Here is a 15,691-nt window from a genome sequence, read left to right on the forward strand (position 1 = left end):
GCCAGGTGCGCTATAGATTTGCGGCATAACGCCTGACGCCTTCCCGGCTAAAGCCGGTCCCACAATTTAGGGTCAGCGAGCACACTGCATGCACGCGACGCTTTTAGGGGGACCGGCTTCAGCCGGGAAGAGGCCACTAGGTGCGCTATAGATTCGCGGCATAACGCCTGACGCCTTCCCGGCTAAAGCCGGTCCCACAATTTAGGGTTCAGCGAGCCCACTGCATGCACGCGATGCTTTTAGTGGGACCGGCTTTAGCCGGGAAGCGGCCGCCAGGTGCGCTATAGATTTGCGGCGTAACGCCTGACGCCTTCCCGGCTAAAGCCGGTCCCACAATTTAGGGTTCAGCGAGGTTACAGACCATTCATGTACCCATATGTACTGAAGGCGGCGAGATTAAGAGCAACCTTGCCGCTCCGGTTTGGCGTGCATCACTTTGGTCACTCGGTACGGGTCAATGCGCGAATAGCGTGCAAAAACGCTCACCAAATATCCAACTCCGAAAGTCGATTCGAACCTTTCCCTATACCCGTCTATAAAAGGCGCAGGCTGAAAGGCCCTAAACCCGTCTCCTGCAGGACATTACGATTATTCCTACGGACTTTTCCCAAAACTGGCACGCACGCTGCAATAGGTTATATATCACCAGTTTTGGGGACCTTGGTACAGGCAGGCCGGGGATTCCCCTCTTTTATTCCTCCCGGAGACTGACCTCCAGTCTCCAGCGCCCGTCCTGGGTCGCACCGCGCCAGTCGCCGTGCAGAGGACGGGCCGCCAGCAGGTTCAGCAACAGCCCCTTATCACTTCGTTGCACCCTCCAGCGTACGTCTTTGCCGTTGAGCTTCAGTTCGCCTTTCTGCGCCTGACCCTGGGCGTTGAACAGCAGCGCCACAGCACCGTCGATGTGTTCACCATGAAGCTGCGGCTCGCGGTTAAACCACACGGCAACGCCGTTCGGCAGCACTTCGACGGTTTGCAGCTGGATGGGGTCCGGGGTCGTCACGCGGCCGATCATCAGCCCGACCATCACACCGACAATCGCCACCGAGCCCAGAAACTTGGGCCATAGCTTCGGTCTGGGGTCTTCTTCAGGGGTAGAATGCATCCCGTCCTTTCGTTCGGAGCCGTGCATGTTTCACGTGATCCTTTTTCAACCAGAAATTCCGCCGAATACCGGCAACATCATCAGGCTCTGCGCCAACAGCGGCTGCAGCCTGCATTTGATCGAGCCGCTGGGCTTCGAGCTGGATGACAAGCGCCTGCGTCGAGCCGGCCTTGATTACCATGAATACGCCACGCTTCATCGTCACGCCGACCTGCCGAGCTGCCTTGAAAGCATCGGCCACCCGCGGCTGTTTGCTTTTACCACAAAGGGCTCGCGGGTTTTCCACGATGCGCAATTCCAGGAGGGCGATGCTTTCCTTTTCGGCCCGGAAAGCCGAGGGCTGCCGCCGGAGGTGCTGGATCCGCTGTCGAGCGATCAACGCCTGCGCCTGCCGATGCGCGAAGGCTGCCGCAGTCTGAATCTGTCGAATACTGTCGCAGTGGCGGTGTATGAAGGCTGGCGGCAGTTGGGGTTCCGGTAAATGCTAAAGCCCCCGGCTAACACCGGGGGCCCGCACGATAGCTATAAAACACTCAGGCCGGGGTGCCTGTAACTTTCAACTTCCGCATTTCGGAATAGTACTCTCGGTATTCCTCCCCTTGCCCAAAACTCCACTTGCACCCAACGAATACTTCCTCACCTACCCAGTAGCGCAAATATCTCTTAGCCATTGTGATGTTTAACGCTCCCCGGATCCTTCCGTACTTCTCATTGAAAGCCACGGGCGTCACCGACAAAGTCGTACCACCGAAAACCACCACTGGGGCCACAGTACCTGATCTACCATCAGGCGTTGCCTGTCTAAAAACCAGATCCTCGGAAGGCGTCGCATCAAGATCAAACTCCGCTTTATCAGCAACGATATTGTCGCAGCTCAGCGCGGGCAGTTGATCGTCAATCAAGAATAGCACCCTCTCTTCCGAGTAAGCCTTATAACCCTCCTCCCCCTGCACCTTGGAGTTGAAGGTTATATATCCGTTGATCAATGGGGTAGTCGCCTCTTTGCTGAGCTCAAGTGCAATATCCTGGGTGAGCACACTCGTTGCTGTATCTGTGTTTTCGTTCTGGAACTCAGCAGCGGCGCTAGAAAAGCTGCCGCTTGCGCGTGTACGGAACTCAACGCTCACTTTTCCTCGAGGATGATTAACCAACCAATCACTCTTCGACCAGCCAAAACTCAGCTTTCCTTCCTGTAAACTTTGATAGTTAACATAGCCAGTATTTGTATAGAACTGAAAAACTGGATTACTGCACCCATCCACGTCAGCGTCAACTGCGCCATCTTTCTCACTGTTCATAACCACTCATCCATGTGACTGTTAGGGAAGGGCAGAAAATCGTGCCCTCCCTAATAGTAAAAGAGGTCATCAACAATACAAGCGTTCTTAAAGACCAAATCGAAATAAACCCGTCAACTGTAATTGCGACTAGCCAGAAACCTGGAAACACCGTGGTGATTAATTCGAATACCTGAGAATACCGGTAAATAGATAACTAGGCCGTCGTCATCCAGCCCAGAACAGACGCCCACAAAAAAGCGCCCATCACAGGCGCTTTTTTATTGCAGCAACAACGCTTACTGAACGGTAGGCGTTGGCGTTTCGCCGCTTTCCTGCATGCGTTGCAGTTCTTGCGCGTACAGGGCGTCGAAGTTCACCGGCGCAAGCATCAGCGCAGGGAACGAGCCACGGACAACCAGGCTGTCGATGGTTTCGCGAGCGTACGGGAAAAGAATGTTCGGGCAGAACGCGCCCAGGGTGTGGCTCATCGAGCTGGCATCCAGGCCCTTGATCAGGAAGATACCGGCTTGCTGGACTTCAGCGATGAAGGCGATTTCGTCGCCGTTCTTCACTTCGACCGACAGGGTCAGCACGACTTCGTAGAAGTCATTTTCCAGCTGCTTCTGGCGGGTGTTCAGGTCCAGGCTAACGCTCGGGGTCCATTCTTGACGGAAGATCGCCGGGCTTTTTGGCGCTTCGAACGACAGGTCGCGGACGTAGATGCGTTGCAGGGAAAACTGCGGTGCTTCTTCTTCGTTGGAAGTGGCGCCGTTATTCGGTTGATCAGTCATCTCAGATCCTTACATTGGGGTCTTGTAGGCTTCCGGGCTGTGCAAAAAACCATCGTTTCCACATCCCGGTTCGAATTCAGGCGCTCAGCAGCTTATCCAGCTTGCCGGCGCGCTCCAGCGCGAACAGGTCATCGCAACCGCCAACATGGACCGGGCCGATCCAGATCTGCGGAACCGAGGTACGCCCGGATTTTTTAGTCATTTCAGCGCGAATCTGTGGCTTGCCGTCGACCTTGATCTCTTGGAAGCCGACACCCTTGCCCGCCAGCAACGACTTGGCGCGGGAGCAATAAGGGCAGTAATCGCTGGAGTAGACGACGACGTCAGTCATTTCACTTCACCAGCGGCAGGTTGTCACCGCGCCATGACGAAATACCACCGGACAGCTTGGCGGCGTTGAAGCCCGCTTTCAGCAGTTCCCGTGCGGTATGGCCGGCGTGCTGGCCAGCGGCGTCGACGATGATCAGGGTTTTAGGCTTGAATTTCTCCAGCTCCGCAGTGCGGGTCAGGATTTTGTCCTGGGGGAAATTCACCGCGCCGACGATGTGGCCGGCAGTGAAGTCTTTCTTGGCGCGGACGTCGATGACAACGGCTTCGTCGCGGTTGACCAGAGCGGTCAATTCGCCGGTGCTCAGGCTGCGGCCGCCTTTGCTAAGCTCGGTTGCGATCAGCAGGCCCAGCAGGATGACGAAAGCACCCGTCAGCAAATAGTGATTCGTGGCAAATTCAATCAGGTGAGCAACCATCATCAGGTTCCAGGGCGTTAAAATGTCGGCCAGTATACACAGCACCCAAGGTCGGCCAAAGCCCGTACGGCAGTGACGTCGTTTAGCTTGTTGCCGATTTGAACTTGTCCCTAAACTGTCGATCTTTTTTCTACTTCACCTATTAGCCAAGAGTGGGATTCATGACTACCACGCCTAAACCTTTGGTTCTGATCATCCTGGACGGCTTCGGTCACAGCGACAGCCACCACGGCAATGCGGTCTACGCAGCGAAGATGCCGGTCTTCGATCGCTTGTACCAGACCATGCCAAACGGCTTGATCTCCGGGTCCGGCATGGATGTCGGTCTGCCTGACGGGCAGATGGGCAACTCCGAAGTCGGCCACATGAACCTGGGCGCCGGCCGCGTGGTGTATCAGGACTTCACCCGCGTGACCAAAGCGATCCGCGACGGCGAGTTCTTCGAAAATCCCGCCATCTGCAAAGCAGTCGATCAAGCGGTCGGCGCCGGCAAGGCCGTGCACATCCTCGGCCTGTTGTCCGATGGCGGCGTTCACAGCCATGAAGATCACCTGGTGGCGATGGTCGAGCTGGCCGCCAAGCGCGGCGCCGACAAGATCTACTTGCACGCCTTCCTCGATGGTCGCGACACGCCACCGCGCAGTGCCCATCAATACCTGCAGACCATGGAAGCAGCCTACGCGCGCCTGGGCAAAGGTCGCACCGCCACGATCATCGGCCGTTACTTCGCCATGGACCGCGACAATCGCTGGGACCGTGTCGAAGCTGCCTACAACCTGATCGTCGACGGCACTTCGGAGTTCCACGCCGACAACGCCAAGGCCGCGCTGGACGCCGCTTATGAGCGAGGCGAGAACGACGAATTCGTTAAAGCCACCAGCATCGGCGCGCCGGTGACAGTCGAAGACGGCGACGCGGTGGTGTTCATGAACTTCCGTTCCGACCGCGCCCGCGAACTGACCCGCGTATTCGTCGAAGACGATTTCGCGGACTTCGCCCGTCGCCGTCAGGCCAAGCTGGCCGGCTTCGTCACGCTGACCAAGTACGCCGCCAACATCGACGCACCCGCGGCGTTCGAAAAGGCCGGCCTGCACAACGTGCTTGGCGAATACCTGTCGAACAACGGCAAGACTCAGCTGCGCATCGCCGAGACCGAGAAGTACGCCCACGTGACGTTCTTCTTCTCCGGCGGCCGTGAAGAACCCTTCCCCGGCGAAGAGCGGATCCTGATCCCTTCACCAAAAGTGGCGACCTACGACCTGCAGCCAGAAATGAGCGCGCCGGAAGTCACCGACCGAATCGTCGACGCCATCGAGCATCAGCGTTATGACGTGATCGTCGTCAACTACGCCAACGGCGACATGGTGGGCCACAGCGGGATCATGGAAGCAGCCGTCAAGGCCGTTGAGTGCCTGGACGTCTGCGTCGGGCGCATCACCCAGGCGCTGGAAAAGGTCGGCGGCGAAGCGCTGATCACGGCCGACCACGGTAACGTCGAACAGATGACCAACGAGGAGACCCACCAGCCTCACACCGCTCACACCACCGAGCCGGTACCGTTCATTTATGTCGGCAAGCGTGACCTGAAGGTGCGCGATGGCGGCGTATTGGCGGACGTCGCGCCCACCATGCTGACGCTGCTCGGCATGGAAATCCCGCAAGAAATGACCGGCACATCGATTCTGGTTGCCAAGTAAGCCTCTCGAACCGGTCCGCCAGTCGCTGGCGGGCCGGTTTTGTATGAAATGTCTGACGGCCAAGTCGTCCGAGCGTTTTTTTTGCAGCCACCGCCGGGCATACTAGTCCCGTCTTCACTCCTGGTATCGCCCAACCTCATGCTTCGCGCCCTGATCACCCTCGCTTTGATTTGTATGCTCAATCCGGCCTTTGCCGACGATGATCGCGCACAAACGCAGAAACAGCTGGATGCCACGCGTCAGGACATCACCGAACTGAAGAAAGCGCTGAGCCAGCTGCAGGAAGAAAAGTCAGGCGTTCAGAAAGACCTGCGCTCCACTGAAACGGAGATGGGCAAGCTGGAAAAGCAGGTGGAGGCCCTGCAAAAAGAACTAAAAAAGACTGAAAGCGAGCTGCAACGGCTCGACCAGGAGAAAAAAAAACTCCAAAGCGCACGCGTTGAACAACAACGACTGATCGCCATTCAGGCCCGCGCTGCGTACCAGAGCGGCCGCCAGGAATACCTCAAACTGCTGCTCAATCAGCAGAACCCAGAGAAATTCGCCCGCACCCTCACCTATTACGATTACCTGAGCCAGGCGCGCCTGGAGCAGTTGCGCAACTTCAATGAAACCCTGCGCCAGCTGGCCGGCGTCGAGAAAGACATCGACCTGCAGCAAGCGCAGCTCTTGGTGCAGAAGAGCTCGCTGGATGACCAGAAAGCCCAGCTCGATACCGTCCGCCAGGAACGGCAGGTAGCGCTGGCCAAGTTGAATCAGGACTACAAGGTTCGCGACCAGAAGCTGCAGTCGCGGCAGCAGGATCAAGCCGACCTGACCAAAGTCCTCAAGACCATCGAGGAGACCCTCGCCCGCCAGGCCCGTGAAGCCGAAGAGGCGCGCCAGAAGGCGTTGCTCGCGCAGCAAGAGGCCGAGAAACGGCAGCGCGAGCAGGAAGCGTTGGCGAAAAGCCGTGAAAAAGACAACATCAAGGACGACATCGATGAAGCCCCGCGTCGCCCGACCAAAGCGCCCGGCGCGATGGTTTCCAGTGCCGGTCAGTCGTACGGCGGCGCTTTTGAGCAAGCAAAGGGAAAACTTCCTTGGCCCGTCGATGGTCGATTGTTGGCGCGATTCGGTGAAAGCCGTGGCGATGACGAGCGCACCAAGTGGGACGGCGTGTTGATCAGTGCGGCTGCAGGCAGCCAGGTCCGCGCGGTGCACGGCGGTCGGGTGGTCTTCGCCGACTGGTTGCGCGGCGCCGGGCTTCTGGTCATTCTCGACCACGGCAATGGTTATTTGAGTCTGTACGGTCACAACCAGAGCCTGTTGAAAGAGGCCGGTGACGTCGTAAAAGCCGGAGAAGCGATCTCCACTGTCGGTAACAGTGGTGGCGGTCAGGACACTCCGGCGTTGTATTTCGCTATTCGTCAGCAGGGTCGCCCTAGTGATCCGGCCCAATGGTGTCGCACTCAAGGATAAGTCGACACCTCACTCAGGAGTTCGTAAGACATGCTGTTTTCGTCCCGCCTCACCTCGCTGGCCCTGACTATCGCCGTCGTTATCGGTGCTCCTCTGGCCCAGGCTGCCGGTGCCGCACCTGCCGCTGCGCCAGCCGCCACTGCGCCCGCCAATGCCGCGAACATCAAGGCGCCGCTGCCGCTCGACGAGCTGCGCACCTTCGCCGAGGTCATGGACCGGATCAAAGCCGCGTACGTCGAACCCGTAGATGACAAGACCCTGCTGGAAAACGCCATCAAGGGCATGCTCAGTAACCTCGATCCGCACTCCGCTTACCTGGGCCCGGAAGATTTCCAGGAGCTGCAGGAAAGCACCAGCGGCGAGTTCGGCGGGTTGGGTATCGAAGTGGGCGTCGAAGACGGCTTTGTAAAGGTGGTCTCTCCCATCGATGACACCCCTGCGTCCAAGGCCGGCATTGAGGCAGGCGACTTGATCGTCAAGATCAACGGCACGCCGACCCAGGGCCAGACCATGCAGGAAGCCGTGGACAAGATGCGCGGCAAGCTCGGCGAGAAAATCACCCTCACGCTGGTACGTGACGGCGGCACCCCGTTCGACGTGACGCTGGCGCGCGCCACCATTCAGGTGAAGAGCGTGAAGGCGCAGATGCTGGAGCCGGGTTACGGCTACATCCGCATCACCCAGTTCCAGGTCAAGACCGGTGAGGAAGTCGGCAAGGCGCTGGCCAAACTGCGCAAAGACAACGGCAAGAAGATGAGCGGCCTGATCCTCGACCTGCGCAACAACCCGGGTGGCGTGTTGCAGGCGGCAGTCGAAGTGGCTGACCACTTTCTGACCAAGGGCCTGATCGTTTACACCAAGGGCCGCATCGCCAACTCCGAACTGCGTTTCTCGGCAGACCCGGCCGACGCCAGCGAAGGCGTGCCTCTGGTTGTGCTGATCAACGGCGGCAGCGCCTCGGCGTCGGAGATCGTCGCCGGTGCCTTGCAAGACCAGAAGCGCGGCATCCTGATGGGCACCGATACGTTCGGTAAAGGCTCGGTGCAAACCGTTCTGCCGCTGGCCAACGACCGCGCGCTGAAGATCACCACGGCGCTGTATTACACGCCGAACGGCCGCTCGATTCAGGCTCAGGGCATCAACCCGGACATCGAAGTCAAACGCGCCAAGCTCACCGCCGAAGCCGATGGCGACAACTACAAAGAGGCCGATCTGCTCGGTCACTTGGGCAACGGCAACGGCGGCGCGGACAAACCGACCACCAAGGCCAAGGCTGGCAAGGCGCGTCCGCAGGACGATGACTACCAGATGAACCAGGCCCTCAGCTTGCTTAAGGGTTTGAGTGTCACGCGCGGCAATTGAGGTGCGCGTCTGGTTGACCGGGCTCATTGGCGCCCTTGTCGTGACAACGGGTGCTGCACACGCAGCGCCCGTCGAATCCCCAGCGACCGCCGGCAAAGCGCCGAAGGTCGCCTATCTCAGTTTGATCATCGACGATCTCGGGCAAAACCCTGAACGGGACAGCCGCGCGCTGGCCCTTCCCGGCCCCGTGACGCTGGCGATCATGCCCGACACCCCCCACGCCACCGACTTCGCCCGCCAGGCGCACAAGGCTGGCAAGACGGTCATGCTGCACATGCCCATGGATCCGGCGACCGGGCCCTACGCCTGGCATCCCGAACTGCCCCTGCCCGAGCTCGAATCGCGCCTGAACGCTGCGCTGCTGAAAGTCCCCTACGCCGCTGGCATCAATAACCACATGGGCAGCCGCATGACCGCTGAGCCGGTGGCCATGGGCTGGCTGGTAGGTGAGCTGCAGCGACGTCATCTGTTTCTGGTCGACAGCCGCACCAGCGCCAAAACCGTTGCGGCGGCTGAAGCCCAGAAGATTGGGCTGGCCAGCGTGTCCCGGGATGTCTTCCTCGACGACGAGCGCACCGCAGAGGCCATTAGCGGCCAGCTTCAGACGGCGATCAAGCTCGCTCACAAGCAAGGCTCGGCCGTAATGATCGGCCATCCCTATCCGGTGACGCTCGACGTGCTTGAGCGCGAGCTGCCCAAGCTTAAATCCCAAGGTATAGAGCTGATCGAGATCCGCCACATGGTCACTGAGCGCGGAAATGAGGCGATGGCCGGCCATGGCAAGAACGGGCGTTATCGCTAGGCCGAAGGCGCTTCGCCAGAGGTCCGAGAAGTGATCAGAGGTATTTGGCGAAAATTGAATCGACCACGCCTTCTCTGCGCAGTTGGTCCAGCGCACTTTGCAGCCGCTGGACCACGGCATCGGGGGTGTCTTTGTTCAGCGCCAAAAACAGTTCGGCGCTGTTGAAGCGCAGCACGGTCTTCAATCCCGTAATGCCCTCCTGCCGCGCCAGGTACCGCCCCGCCGGATCGCCGGTGGCCCACAGATCGAGCTGACCATCGACCAGCTTCCTGGCGTTGTCTTTGTCGCTGAGCACGGTGATCGGCTTCATGCCCTGACGCGCAAGCTCCACTGCGATGGCGTCGCCCTTGTAGGCCCCGATTCGGTAAGACCGCGCGGCCTCAAGCGTGCTCAGCTGGATTGGGCTGTCAGCCCGCGCCAGCAGAATCCAGTCGTCGGGGCCAATGGGGCCGACCCACTTGAAGAGCGTTTCGCGCTCGGGCAATCGCGCAGTCACAAAGACGCCGTAGCCGGGATTTTCCATCGCCAGTTTGTAGATGCGATCCCAAGGGAAGCGCAGGGTCATGTTGTAGCCAATACCGGCACGCTTGAAGGTCTCGCGCACCACCTCAACGGCGATGCCCTTGATGTTGGCTTCCTGGGCGAAATTCTTGCCGTCGGTGGCCATGTTGTAAGGGGGGAAGTTTTCGGTCAGAAGGACTATCGAATAGGCCGGTGCATCGTCGGCCCGGACGGCTCCTGACAGCAACGTCGCAACGCTGATCAGTGCAAGAAAAACACCTTTGAACATATCCCTGGCACCTGACCCTGACGACGGCAAGAGAGTGCCGTTAACGATCTGCAAAGTCCAGTTCGGCGGTAGGCATGGTCGTTTTCGGAGCAGGTCGGTCATGACCCCGCCGCGGCGCACCCCCCCCAATGTGGGAGCGAGCTTGCCCGCGAAGAATGCTAAGCGGCCGCCGATATTCAGCGGCTGAACGGCCGGAGGCGCCTCAGCGAACCACGATCCCTTGGGCCGCCATGTACGCCTTCGCTTCTGGCACGGTGTATTCGCCGAAGTGGAAGATACTTGCTGCCAGCACGGCGCTGGCGTGGCCTTCCAGCACGCCGGCGGCCAGATGCTCAAGATTGCCCACACCACCCGATGCGATGACCGGGATGCCAAGGGCATCGCTGATCGCCCGGGTCACGCCAAGGTCGAAACCGTTCTTCATGCCGTCCTGATCCATGCTGGTCAGCAGGATTTCGCCAGCGCCCAGGTCTTCCATCTTCTTCGCCCACATCACCGCGTCCAGGCCCGTCGGCTTGCGACCGCCGTGGGTAAAGATTTCCCAGCGCGCTGTTTCACCGGGCAGCGAGACCTTCTTGGCATCGATGGCCACAACGATGCACTGCGAGCCGAAACGGGCAGCGGCTTCGCCGACGAACTCAGGGTTGAATACCGCAGCGGTATTGATCGACACCTTGTCGGCACCGGCGTTGAGCAGGTTGCGAATGTCCTGCACGGTGCGCACGCCTCCACCCACGGTCAGCGGGATGAACACCTGACTGGCCATGCGCTCGACGGTATGCAACGTGGTGTCGCGGCCATCAACGCTGGCGGTGATGTCAAGGAAGGTAATCTCGTCGGCACCCTGCTCGTCATAACGCCGGGCGATCTCGACCGGATCACCGGCGTCGCGGATGTTCTCGAACTTCACGCCCTTGACCACACGGCCGTTGTCGACGTCCAGGCAAGGGATGATGCGTTTGGCGAGGGCCATGGGCCGGTTCTCCGAAAACGGTTGGGAATCTGCCCAACATCACAACATTCTGATTTGAAGCACGTCCCTGTAGGAGTGAGCTTGCTCGCGATGCGCCGGGTCAGTCAGCAAACATACGTCTGACACACTGCTATCGCGAGCAAGCTCACTCCTACACGGGGGCGTGGCAGTCAGCCTTTGTACGAATCACAAAACGCCTGTGCTTCAGCCACATCCAGCGTGCCTTCATAGATCGCACGGCCGGTGATTGCGCCGATGATGCCCGGTGCTTTTGCGTCGAGCAGCGCCTTGATGTCGCCCAGGTTATGGATGCCACCCGAGGCGATCACCGGAATGCGGGTCGCAGCGGCCAGCGCGGCGGTGAACGGGACGTTGCAGCCCTGCATCATGCCGTCTTTGGCGATGTCGGTATAAACGATGGCCGAGACGCCGTCGGCTTCAAAGCGTTTGGCCAGATCGATCACCTGCACGGTGCTGACTTCGGCCCAGCCGTCGGTGGCAACGAAGCCGTCTTTGGCATCCAGACCCACGATCACTTTGCCCGGGAACGCGCGGCAGGCTTCGGCGACGAAGTCAGGATCCTTGACCGCCTTGGTGCCGATGATCACGTAACTCACGCCGGCTTTGACGTAGTGCTCGATGGTGTCCAGCGAGCGGATACCGCCGCCGATCTGGATCGGCAGATTCGGGTAACGACGGGCAATCGCCGTCACGACCTCGCCATTGACTGGTTGGCCTTCGAACGCACCGTTCAGGTCCACCAGGTGCAAGCGACGGCAACCGCCTTCGACCCACTTGGCAGCCATGCTCACCGGATCATCGGAGAACACCGTGGAATCTTCCATCCGGCCCTGGCGCAGACGTACACAGGCGCCATCTTTAAGGTCGATCGCGGGAATAATGAGCATTCTTTTTCCTTCGTCAAAAGAGCTGCGAGCCGCGAGCTATAAGCTGCAAGTCTGCGCATCTAACCATTCTTGCAGCTTGAAACTTGCCGCTTCTAGCTGCTTTTCTCCAACGCCCACAGGTCGCTTTCGATGCTTTCGAAACGCTCCTTGAGGTGCGTCTGAACATCGAAGATCGCCCGGTTGTAGTAATGCGGCGCGATCTCGCGGGTGAACAATTCCAGAATTTCAGCCGCTTCGAACGAACCCATGTCCAGCTCGAAACGGTCTTCCATGAACCGCTTGATCGTGTGGCACGCCTCGCTCTCCTGTTCGGGAGTGAGGGTCAGAATCGGCGGTTTGGTCTTCTTGCTCATTACCGGCGGCCGTCCCACGCCGCGAAGTTCTGCAGCAACTGCAGGCCATGGGTATGGCTCTTCTCGGGGTGGAATTGCACGGCGAAGCGCGAGCCATCGGCCAATGCAGCGGCGAAGTCGTGACCGTAATGGCCACGGCCGACGATCTGCTGGGGGTTCGGCGATTCGATGTAGTAGCTGTGCACGAAGTAGAACCGCGCCATGTCCGGAATGTTGGCCCAGAGCGGGTGATCCACGGCCTGCGCCACTTCATTCCAGCCCATGTGCGGGACTTTCAGATGCTGGCCGTCTTCGTGGAGGTCCTTGCCGAAGAAACGCACCTGACCGGGGAAAGTGCCGATGCAATCAACGCCGCCGCTCTCTTCGCTGCGCTCCATCAACGCCTGCATGCCGACGCAGATCCCGAGAAACGGACGGTCCTGGCTGACTTCACGCACCAGAGCATCGAAGCCCAGGCGACGAATTTCCGCCATGCAGTCGCGAATCGCACCAACACCGGGAAACACGACTCGATCAGCTTCACGGATGACGTCGGCATCGCTGGTGATCAGCACGCGACCGGCGCCGACGTGCTCCAGCGCCTTGGCCACCGAGTGCAGATTGCCCATGCCATAGTCGATAACGGCAACGGTCTGCATTACAGCACGCCTTTGGTCGACGGCATCTGGCCAGCCATGCGGTCGTCCAGCTCTACCGCCATGCGCAACGCACGGCCGAACGCCTTGAAGACGGTTTCGATCTGGTGGTGGGTGTTGTGGCCGCGCAGGTTGTCGATGTGCAGCGTGACATTGGCGTGGTTGACGAAACCCTGGAAGAACTCCTGGAACAGGTCCACATCGAAGCCGCCGACGGTGGCGCGGGTGTAAGGGACGTGCATTTGCAGGCCGGGCCGTCCGGAGAAGTCGATGACCACGCGCGACAGCGCTTCATCCAGCGGGACGTAGGCGTGGCCGTAGCGACGGATGCCCTTTTTGTCGCCGATGGCTTTGCTGAACGCCTGCCCCAGCGTGATACCGACATCTTCCACGGTGTGGTGATCGTCGATATGCAGGTCGCCTTTGCATTCGATGTCCAGATCGATCAGCCCGTGACGGGCAATCTGGTCGAGCATGTGTTCAAGAAAAGGAACGCCGATGTCGAATCGGGACTTTCCTGTGCCATCCAGGTTGATCGAGGCTTTGATCTGGGTTTCCAGAGTGTCGCGCTCGACGAACACCATACGTTCGGCCATCACCAGCTCCGCAAAATCATTGGGCGAAAAGGCGGCCATTATAGGCGTGTGGCAGGGAAACAGAAACATGAAGCGAGCAATGCCGGACCGAGGGAATGCGGCCTGCATGCGATAGACATGTGTGTACAAGCGAATACATTTCGGCAAAAAAAGTGGGAGCGAGGTTGCTCGCGACGAGGTCCTTACATTCGACATATCTGTCGAATGTCTGACCGCCTTCGCGAGCAAGCTCGCCCCCACCCTCACACTAACGGGTTCAGCCTGAAATCTTCAGACCGATCCCGCCATGGTTTTAGTGAAACAGCACCGCAGTTTTCTGCAGAGTGATCCACACGCCCCACGCCAACGGAATGCCCACTGCCAGCCAGGCCAGAATCGCCAACGGCTTGGTGCTCGGGTCCGCTTTCCATTCCAGCGAGGTGCTGTGGTCGGCGCCGGCATCGTGGCCGATGGCTTGTTCAGCCTTCAATTGCTCGTCGGTCATGAAGTATTTGTCGGCCACCGGACGAACCAGCAGGTTGCAGATAAAGCCCAGCACCAGCAGACCCGCGAGGATGTACAAGGTGATGTCGTAAGCATCGGCCCGTGCAACGCCGTGGCTCAACTGATACTCACGCAGGTAGTTCACCAGCACAGGGCCGAGCACGCCAGCGGCCGCCCATGCGGTCAGCAGACGACCATGGATCGCACCGACCATTTGCGTACCGAACAGGTCAGCCAGATAAGCCGGAACGGTCGCGAAACCGCCGCCGTACATCGACAGCACGACGCAGAACGCCGCCACGAACAGCGCAACGCTGCCCAAGTGGCCCAGGGTCGGCACCGAGGCGTAGAGCAAGAAGCCCAGCGCGAAGAACACGAAGTAGGTGGCTTTACGGCCGATGTAGTCCGAGAACGAAGCCCAGAAGAAACGACCGCCGATGTTGAACAGGCTCAGCAGACCGGTGAAGCCGGCCGCGATCGCCGCGATGGCCGCCAGTTGCGAGGCATCCAGTTGGCCGAACGGCTGATCGGTGCCCAGCAGCTTGCCGCCGAACACTTCCTGCAGCAGGGGCGAAGCCATGCCGAGGATGCCGATGCCTGCCGAAACGTTCAGGCACAGCACCAGCCAAACCAGACGGAACTGAGGCGTCTTCCACGCAACACTGACGTGCACATGGCGGTTGGTGATCATCGCGCTGTTGGCTTTCTTCGCCGGAGCGGTCCAGCCTTCAGGTTTCCAGCCGGTCGGCGGAACGCGATAGGACAGTGCGCCGCCAATCATGAAGATGAAGTAAATCACCGCCATCACCACGAAGCTCTGCCATACACCAACGCTGTCAGGCGTAGCGAAGTGGCTCATCAGTGCGGTTGCCAACGGAGCGCCAACCATCGCGCCACCGCCGAAACCCATGATCGCCATGCCGGTCGCCATGCCGCGCTTGTCCGGGAACCACTTGATCAACGTCGAAACCGGCGAGATATAACCCAGGCCCAGACCGATACCGCCGATCACGCCCGAGCCGATCCACATCAGCCAGATCTGGTGCGTATAAACGCCCAGGGCCGAGATCAGCAGACCACCACACCAGCACAGTGCCGAGACGACACCGGCTTTGCGCGGGCCTGCGTGTTCCAGCCAGCCGCCCCAGATGGCTGCGGAGCAACCCAGGAAAATGAAGAACAGGGTGTAGATCCAGCCGAGCATGGAGATCGGCCAATCACAGCTGGACGAAACGACTTGCTCGAAGAAACCCATGTCAGCCGGGCAGGCAACAGCGGTCTTGATGCCGATTGCCTTGGACAACGGCAGCCAGAACACCGAGAAGCCGTAGGCCATGCCGATACACAGGTGGATTGCCAATGCAGCTGGCGGAACCAGCCAACGGTTGAAACCGCGTTTGGCGATAATGCGCTCTTTGGACAAGAACGCAGGCTGAGCGGCAGTACCGCCCAGAACAGTGCTCGTGGTCATTTGATTGTTGCCCCCAATTTATAGTTGTATCCCGCAAGAACAGCGACATAGTTCCGCCACCACTCTTAAAGCACGCAGGCCTCGGTGGTTTATCGGCAGGACATCTCTTTACGTGACAATTCGACGCAGCAAGGCTGGCGAATGGCGCGAGATTACCATTTGCAGCCCAAAAGAAAGCATTCTGCTATTACCTTTTTCGCGCCGTTTGTCACTGTGCGGGGCGCCGCCAATTCGAACG

17 protein-coding genes are annotated in these 15,691 nt (G+C 59.5%); 5 read left to right on the forward strand and 12 right to left on the reverse strand.

Annotation, left to right across the window (positions count from 1 at the left end; translation table 11 throughout):
• Positions 1-691: 691 nt before the first annotated feature.
• Positions 692-1,132, reverse strand: a complete 441-nt coding sequence (locus ACYASU_RS16970; RefSeq protein ID WP_192171283.1) for a hypothetical protein — start codon at positions 1,130-1,132, stop codon at positions 692-694.
• Here ACYASU_RS16970 and trmL point away from each other — a divergent pair.
• Positions 1,131-1,586 (forward strand): tRNA (uridine(34)/cytosine(34)/5-carboxymethylaminomethyluridine(34)-2'-O)-methyltransferase TrmL, encoded by a 456-nt coding sequence (gene trmL, locus ACYASU_RS16975; RefSeq protein WP_463583452.1) that lies wholly within the window; start codon positions 1,131-1,133, stop codon positions 1,584-1,586. The genes ACYASU_RS16970 and trmL overlap by 2 nt on opposite strands.
• Positions 1,587-1,638: 52 nt before the next feature.
• Here the strand turns inward: trmL and ACYASU_RS16980 are convergent, their stop codons facing one another.
• The 4 genes from ACYASU_RS16980 to ACYASU_RS16995 all read right to left on the reverse strand — a co-directional run bounded on the left by ACYASU_RS16980 (position 1,639) and on the right by ACYASU_RS16995 (position 3,922).
• The gene (locus tag ACYASU_RS16980; RefSeq protein ID WP_463583453.1) at positions 1,639-2,403 is read right to left on the reverse strand and encodes a hypothetical protein; all 765 of its coding nucleotides are present in this window, start codon (positions 2,401-2,403) and stop codon (positions 1,639-1,641) included.
• A gap of 278 nt (positions 2,404-2,681) precedes the next feature.
• Positions 2,682-3,176, reverse strand: a complete 495-nt coding sequence (gene secB, locus ACYASU_RS16985; protein WP_192171285.1) for a protein-export chaperone SecB — start codon at positions 3,174-3,176, stop codon at positions 2,682-2,684.
• Between the two features lie 76 nt (positions 3,177-3,252).
• Positions 3,253-3,507 (reverse strand): glutaredoxin 3, encoded by a 255-nt coding sequence (gene grxC / locus ACYASU_RS16990; RefSeq protein ID WP_192171286.1) that lies wholly within the window; start codon positions 3,505-3,507, stop codon positions 3,253-3,255.
• A gap of 1 nt (position 3,508) precedes the next feature.
• Positions 3,509-3,922 (reverse strand): rhodanese-like domain-containing protein, encoded by a 414-nt coding sequence (locus ACYASU_RS16995; protein WP_192171481.1) that lies wholly within the window; start codon positions 3,920-3,922, stop codon positions 3,509-3,511.
• Positions 3,923-4,083: 161 nt separating this feature from the next.
• On the opposite strand from ACYASU_RS16995, the gene gpmI reads away from it, so the two are divergent.
• From gpmI to ACYASU_RS17015, 4 genes are all read left to right on the forward strand, one after another.
• Positions 4,084-5,619, forward strand: a complete 1,536-nt coding sequence (gene gpmI / locus ACYASU_RS17000) for a 2,3-bisphosphoglycerate-independent phosphoglycerate mutase (protein WP_346628007.1) — start codon at positions 4,084-4,086, stop codon at positions 5,617-5,619.
• A gap of 138 nt (positions 5,620-5,757) precedes the next feature.
• Positions 5,758-7,080: a murein hydrolase activator EnvC family protein gene (locus tag ACYASU_RS17005; protein WP_463583454.1), complete on the forward strand. Its 1,323-nt coding sequence runs from the start codon at positions 5,758-5,760 to the stop codon at positions 7,078-7,080.
• A gap of 30 nt (positions 7,081-7,110) precedes the next feature.
• Positions 7,111-8,442 carry a S41 family peptidase gene (locus ACYASU_RS17010; RefSeq protein ID WP_192171289.1) on the forward strand — a complete coding sequence of 444 codons (1,332 nt, stop codon included), beginning with the start codon at positions 7,111-7,113 and terminating at the stop codon, positions 8,440-8,442.
• 40 nt (positions 8,443-8,482) lie between these two features.
• Entirely contained in the window at positions 8,483-9,244 is a 762-nt protein-coding gene (locus ACYASU_RS17015) for a divergent polysaccharide deacetylase family protein (protein ID WP_463583478.1), read from the forward strand.
• A gap of 34 nt (positions 9,245-9,278) precedes the next feature.
• On the opposite strand, the gene ACYASU_RS17020 is transcribed toward ACYASU_RS17015, so the two are convergent.
• From ACYASU_RS17020 to ACYASU_RS17050, 7 genes are all read right to left on the reverse strand, one after another.
• On the reverse strand, positions 9,279-10,034 hold the full coding sequence (locus ACYASU_RS17020) for a substrate-binding periplasmic protein (RefSeq protein ID WP_463583455.1): 756 nt from the start codon (positions 10,032-10,034) through the stop codon (positions 9,279-9,281).
• Between the two features lie 202 nt (positions 10,035-10,236).
• Positions 10,237-11,007: an imidazole glycerol phosphate synthase subunit HisF gene (gene hisF, locus ACYASU_RS17025; RefSeq protein ID WP_282365561.1), complete on the reverse strand. Its 771-nt coding sequence runs from the start codon at positions 11,005-11,007 to the stop codon at positions 10,237-10,239.
• A 170-nt stretch (positions 11,008-11,177) separates the two neighbouring features.
• The gene (hisA, locus tag ACYASU_RS17030; RefSeq protein WP_282365563.1) at positions 11,178-11,915 is read right to left on the reverse strand and encodes a 1-(5-phosphoribosyl)-5-[(5-phosphoribosylamino)methylideneamino]imidazole-4-carboxamide isomerase; all 738 of its coding nucleotides are present in this window, start codon (positions 11,913-11,915) and stop codon (positions 11,178-11,180) included.
• Positions 11,916-12,007: 92 nt separating this feature from the next.
• Entirely contained in the window at positions 12,008-12,268 is a 261-nt protein-coding gene (locus tag ACYASU_RS17035) for a DUF2164 domain-containing protein (protein ID WP_463583456.1), read from the reverse strand.
• Complete coding sequence (gene hisH / locus ACYASU_RS17040) at positions 12,268-12,906, reverse strand: imidazole glycerol phosphate synthase subunit HisH (protein ID WP_122534019.1); 639 nt, start codon at positions 12,904-12,906, stop codon at positions 12,268-12,270. The genes ACYASU_RS17035 and hisH overlap by 1 nt, the downstream gene beginning before the upstream one ends.
• Complete coding sequence (gene hisB, locus ACYASU_RS17045) at positions 12,906-13,499, reverse strand: imidazoleglycerol-phosphate dehydratase HisB (RefSeq protein ID WP_065987388.1); 594 nt, start codon at positions 13,497-13,499, stop codon at positions 12,906-12,908. Before hisB ends, hisH begins: the two co-directional genes overlap by 1 nt.
• Before the next feature lie 292 nt (positions 13,500-13,791).
• Positions 13,792-15,453 carry an OFA family MFS transporter gene (locus tag ACYASU_RS17050; protein ID WP_346628011.1) on the reverse strand — a complete coding sequence of 554 codons (1,662 nt, stop codon included), beginning with the start codon at positions 15,451-15,453 and terminating at the stop codon, positions 13,792-13,794.
• Between the last annotated feature and the right edge of the window lie 238 nt (positions 15,454-15,691).

Source organism: Pseudomonas sp. HP_12, assembly GCF_055283955.1.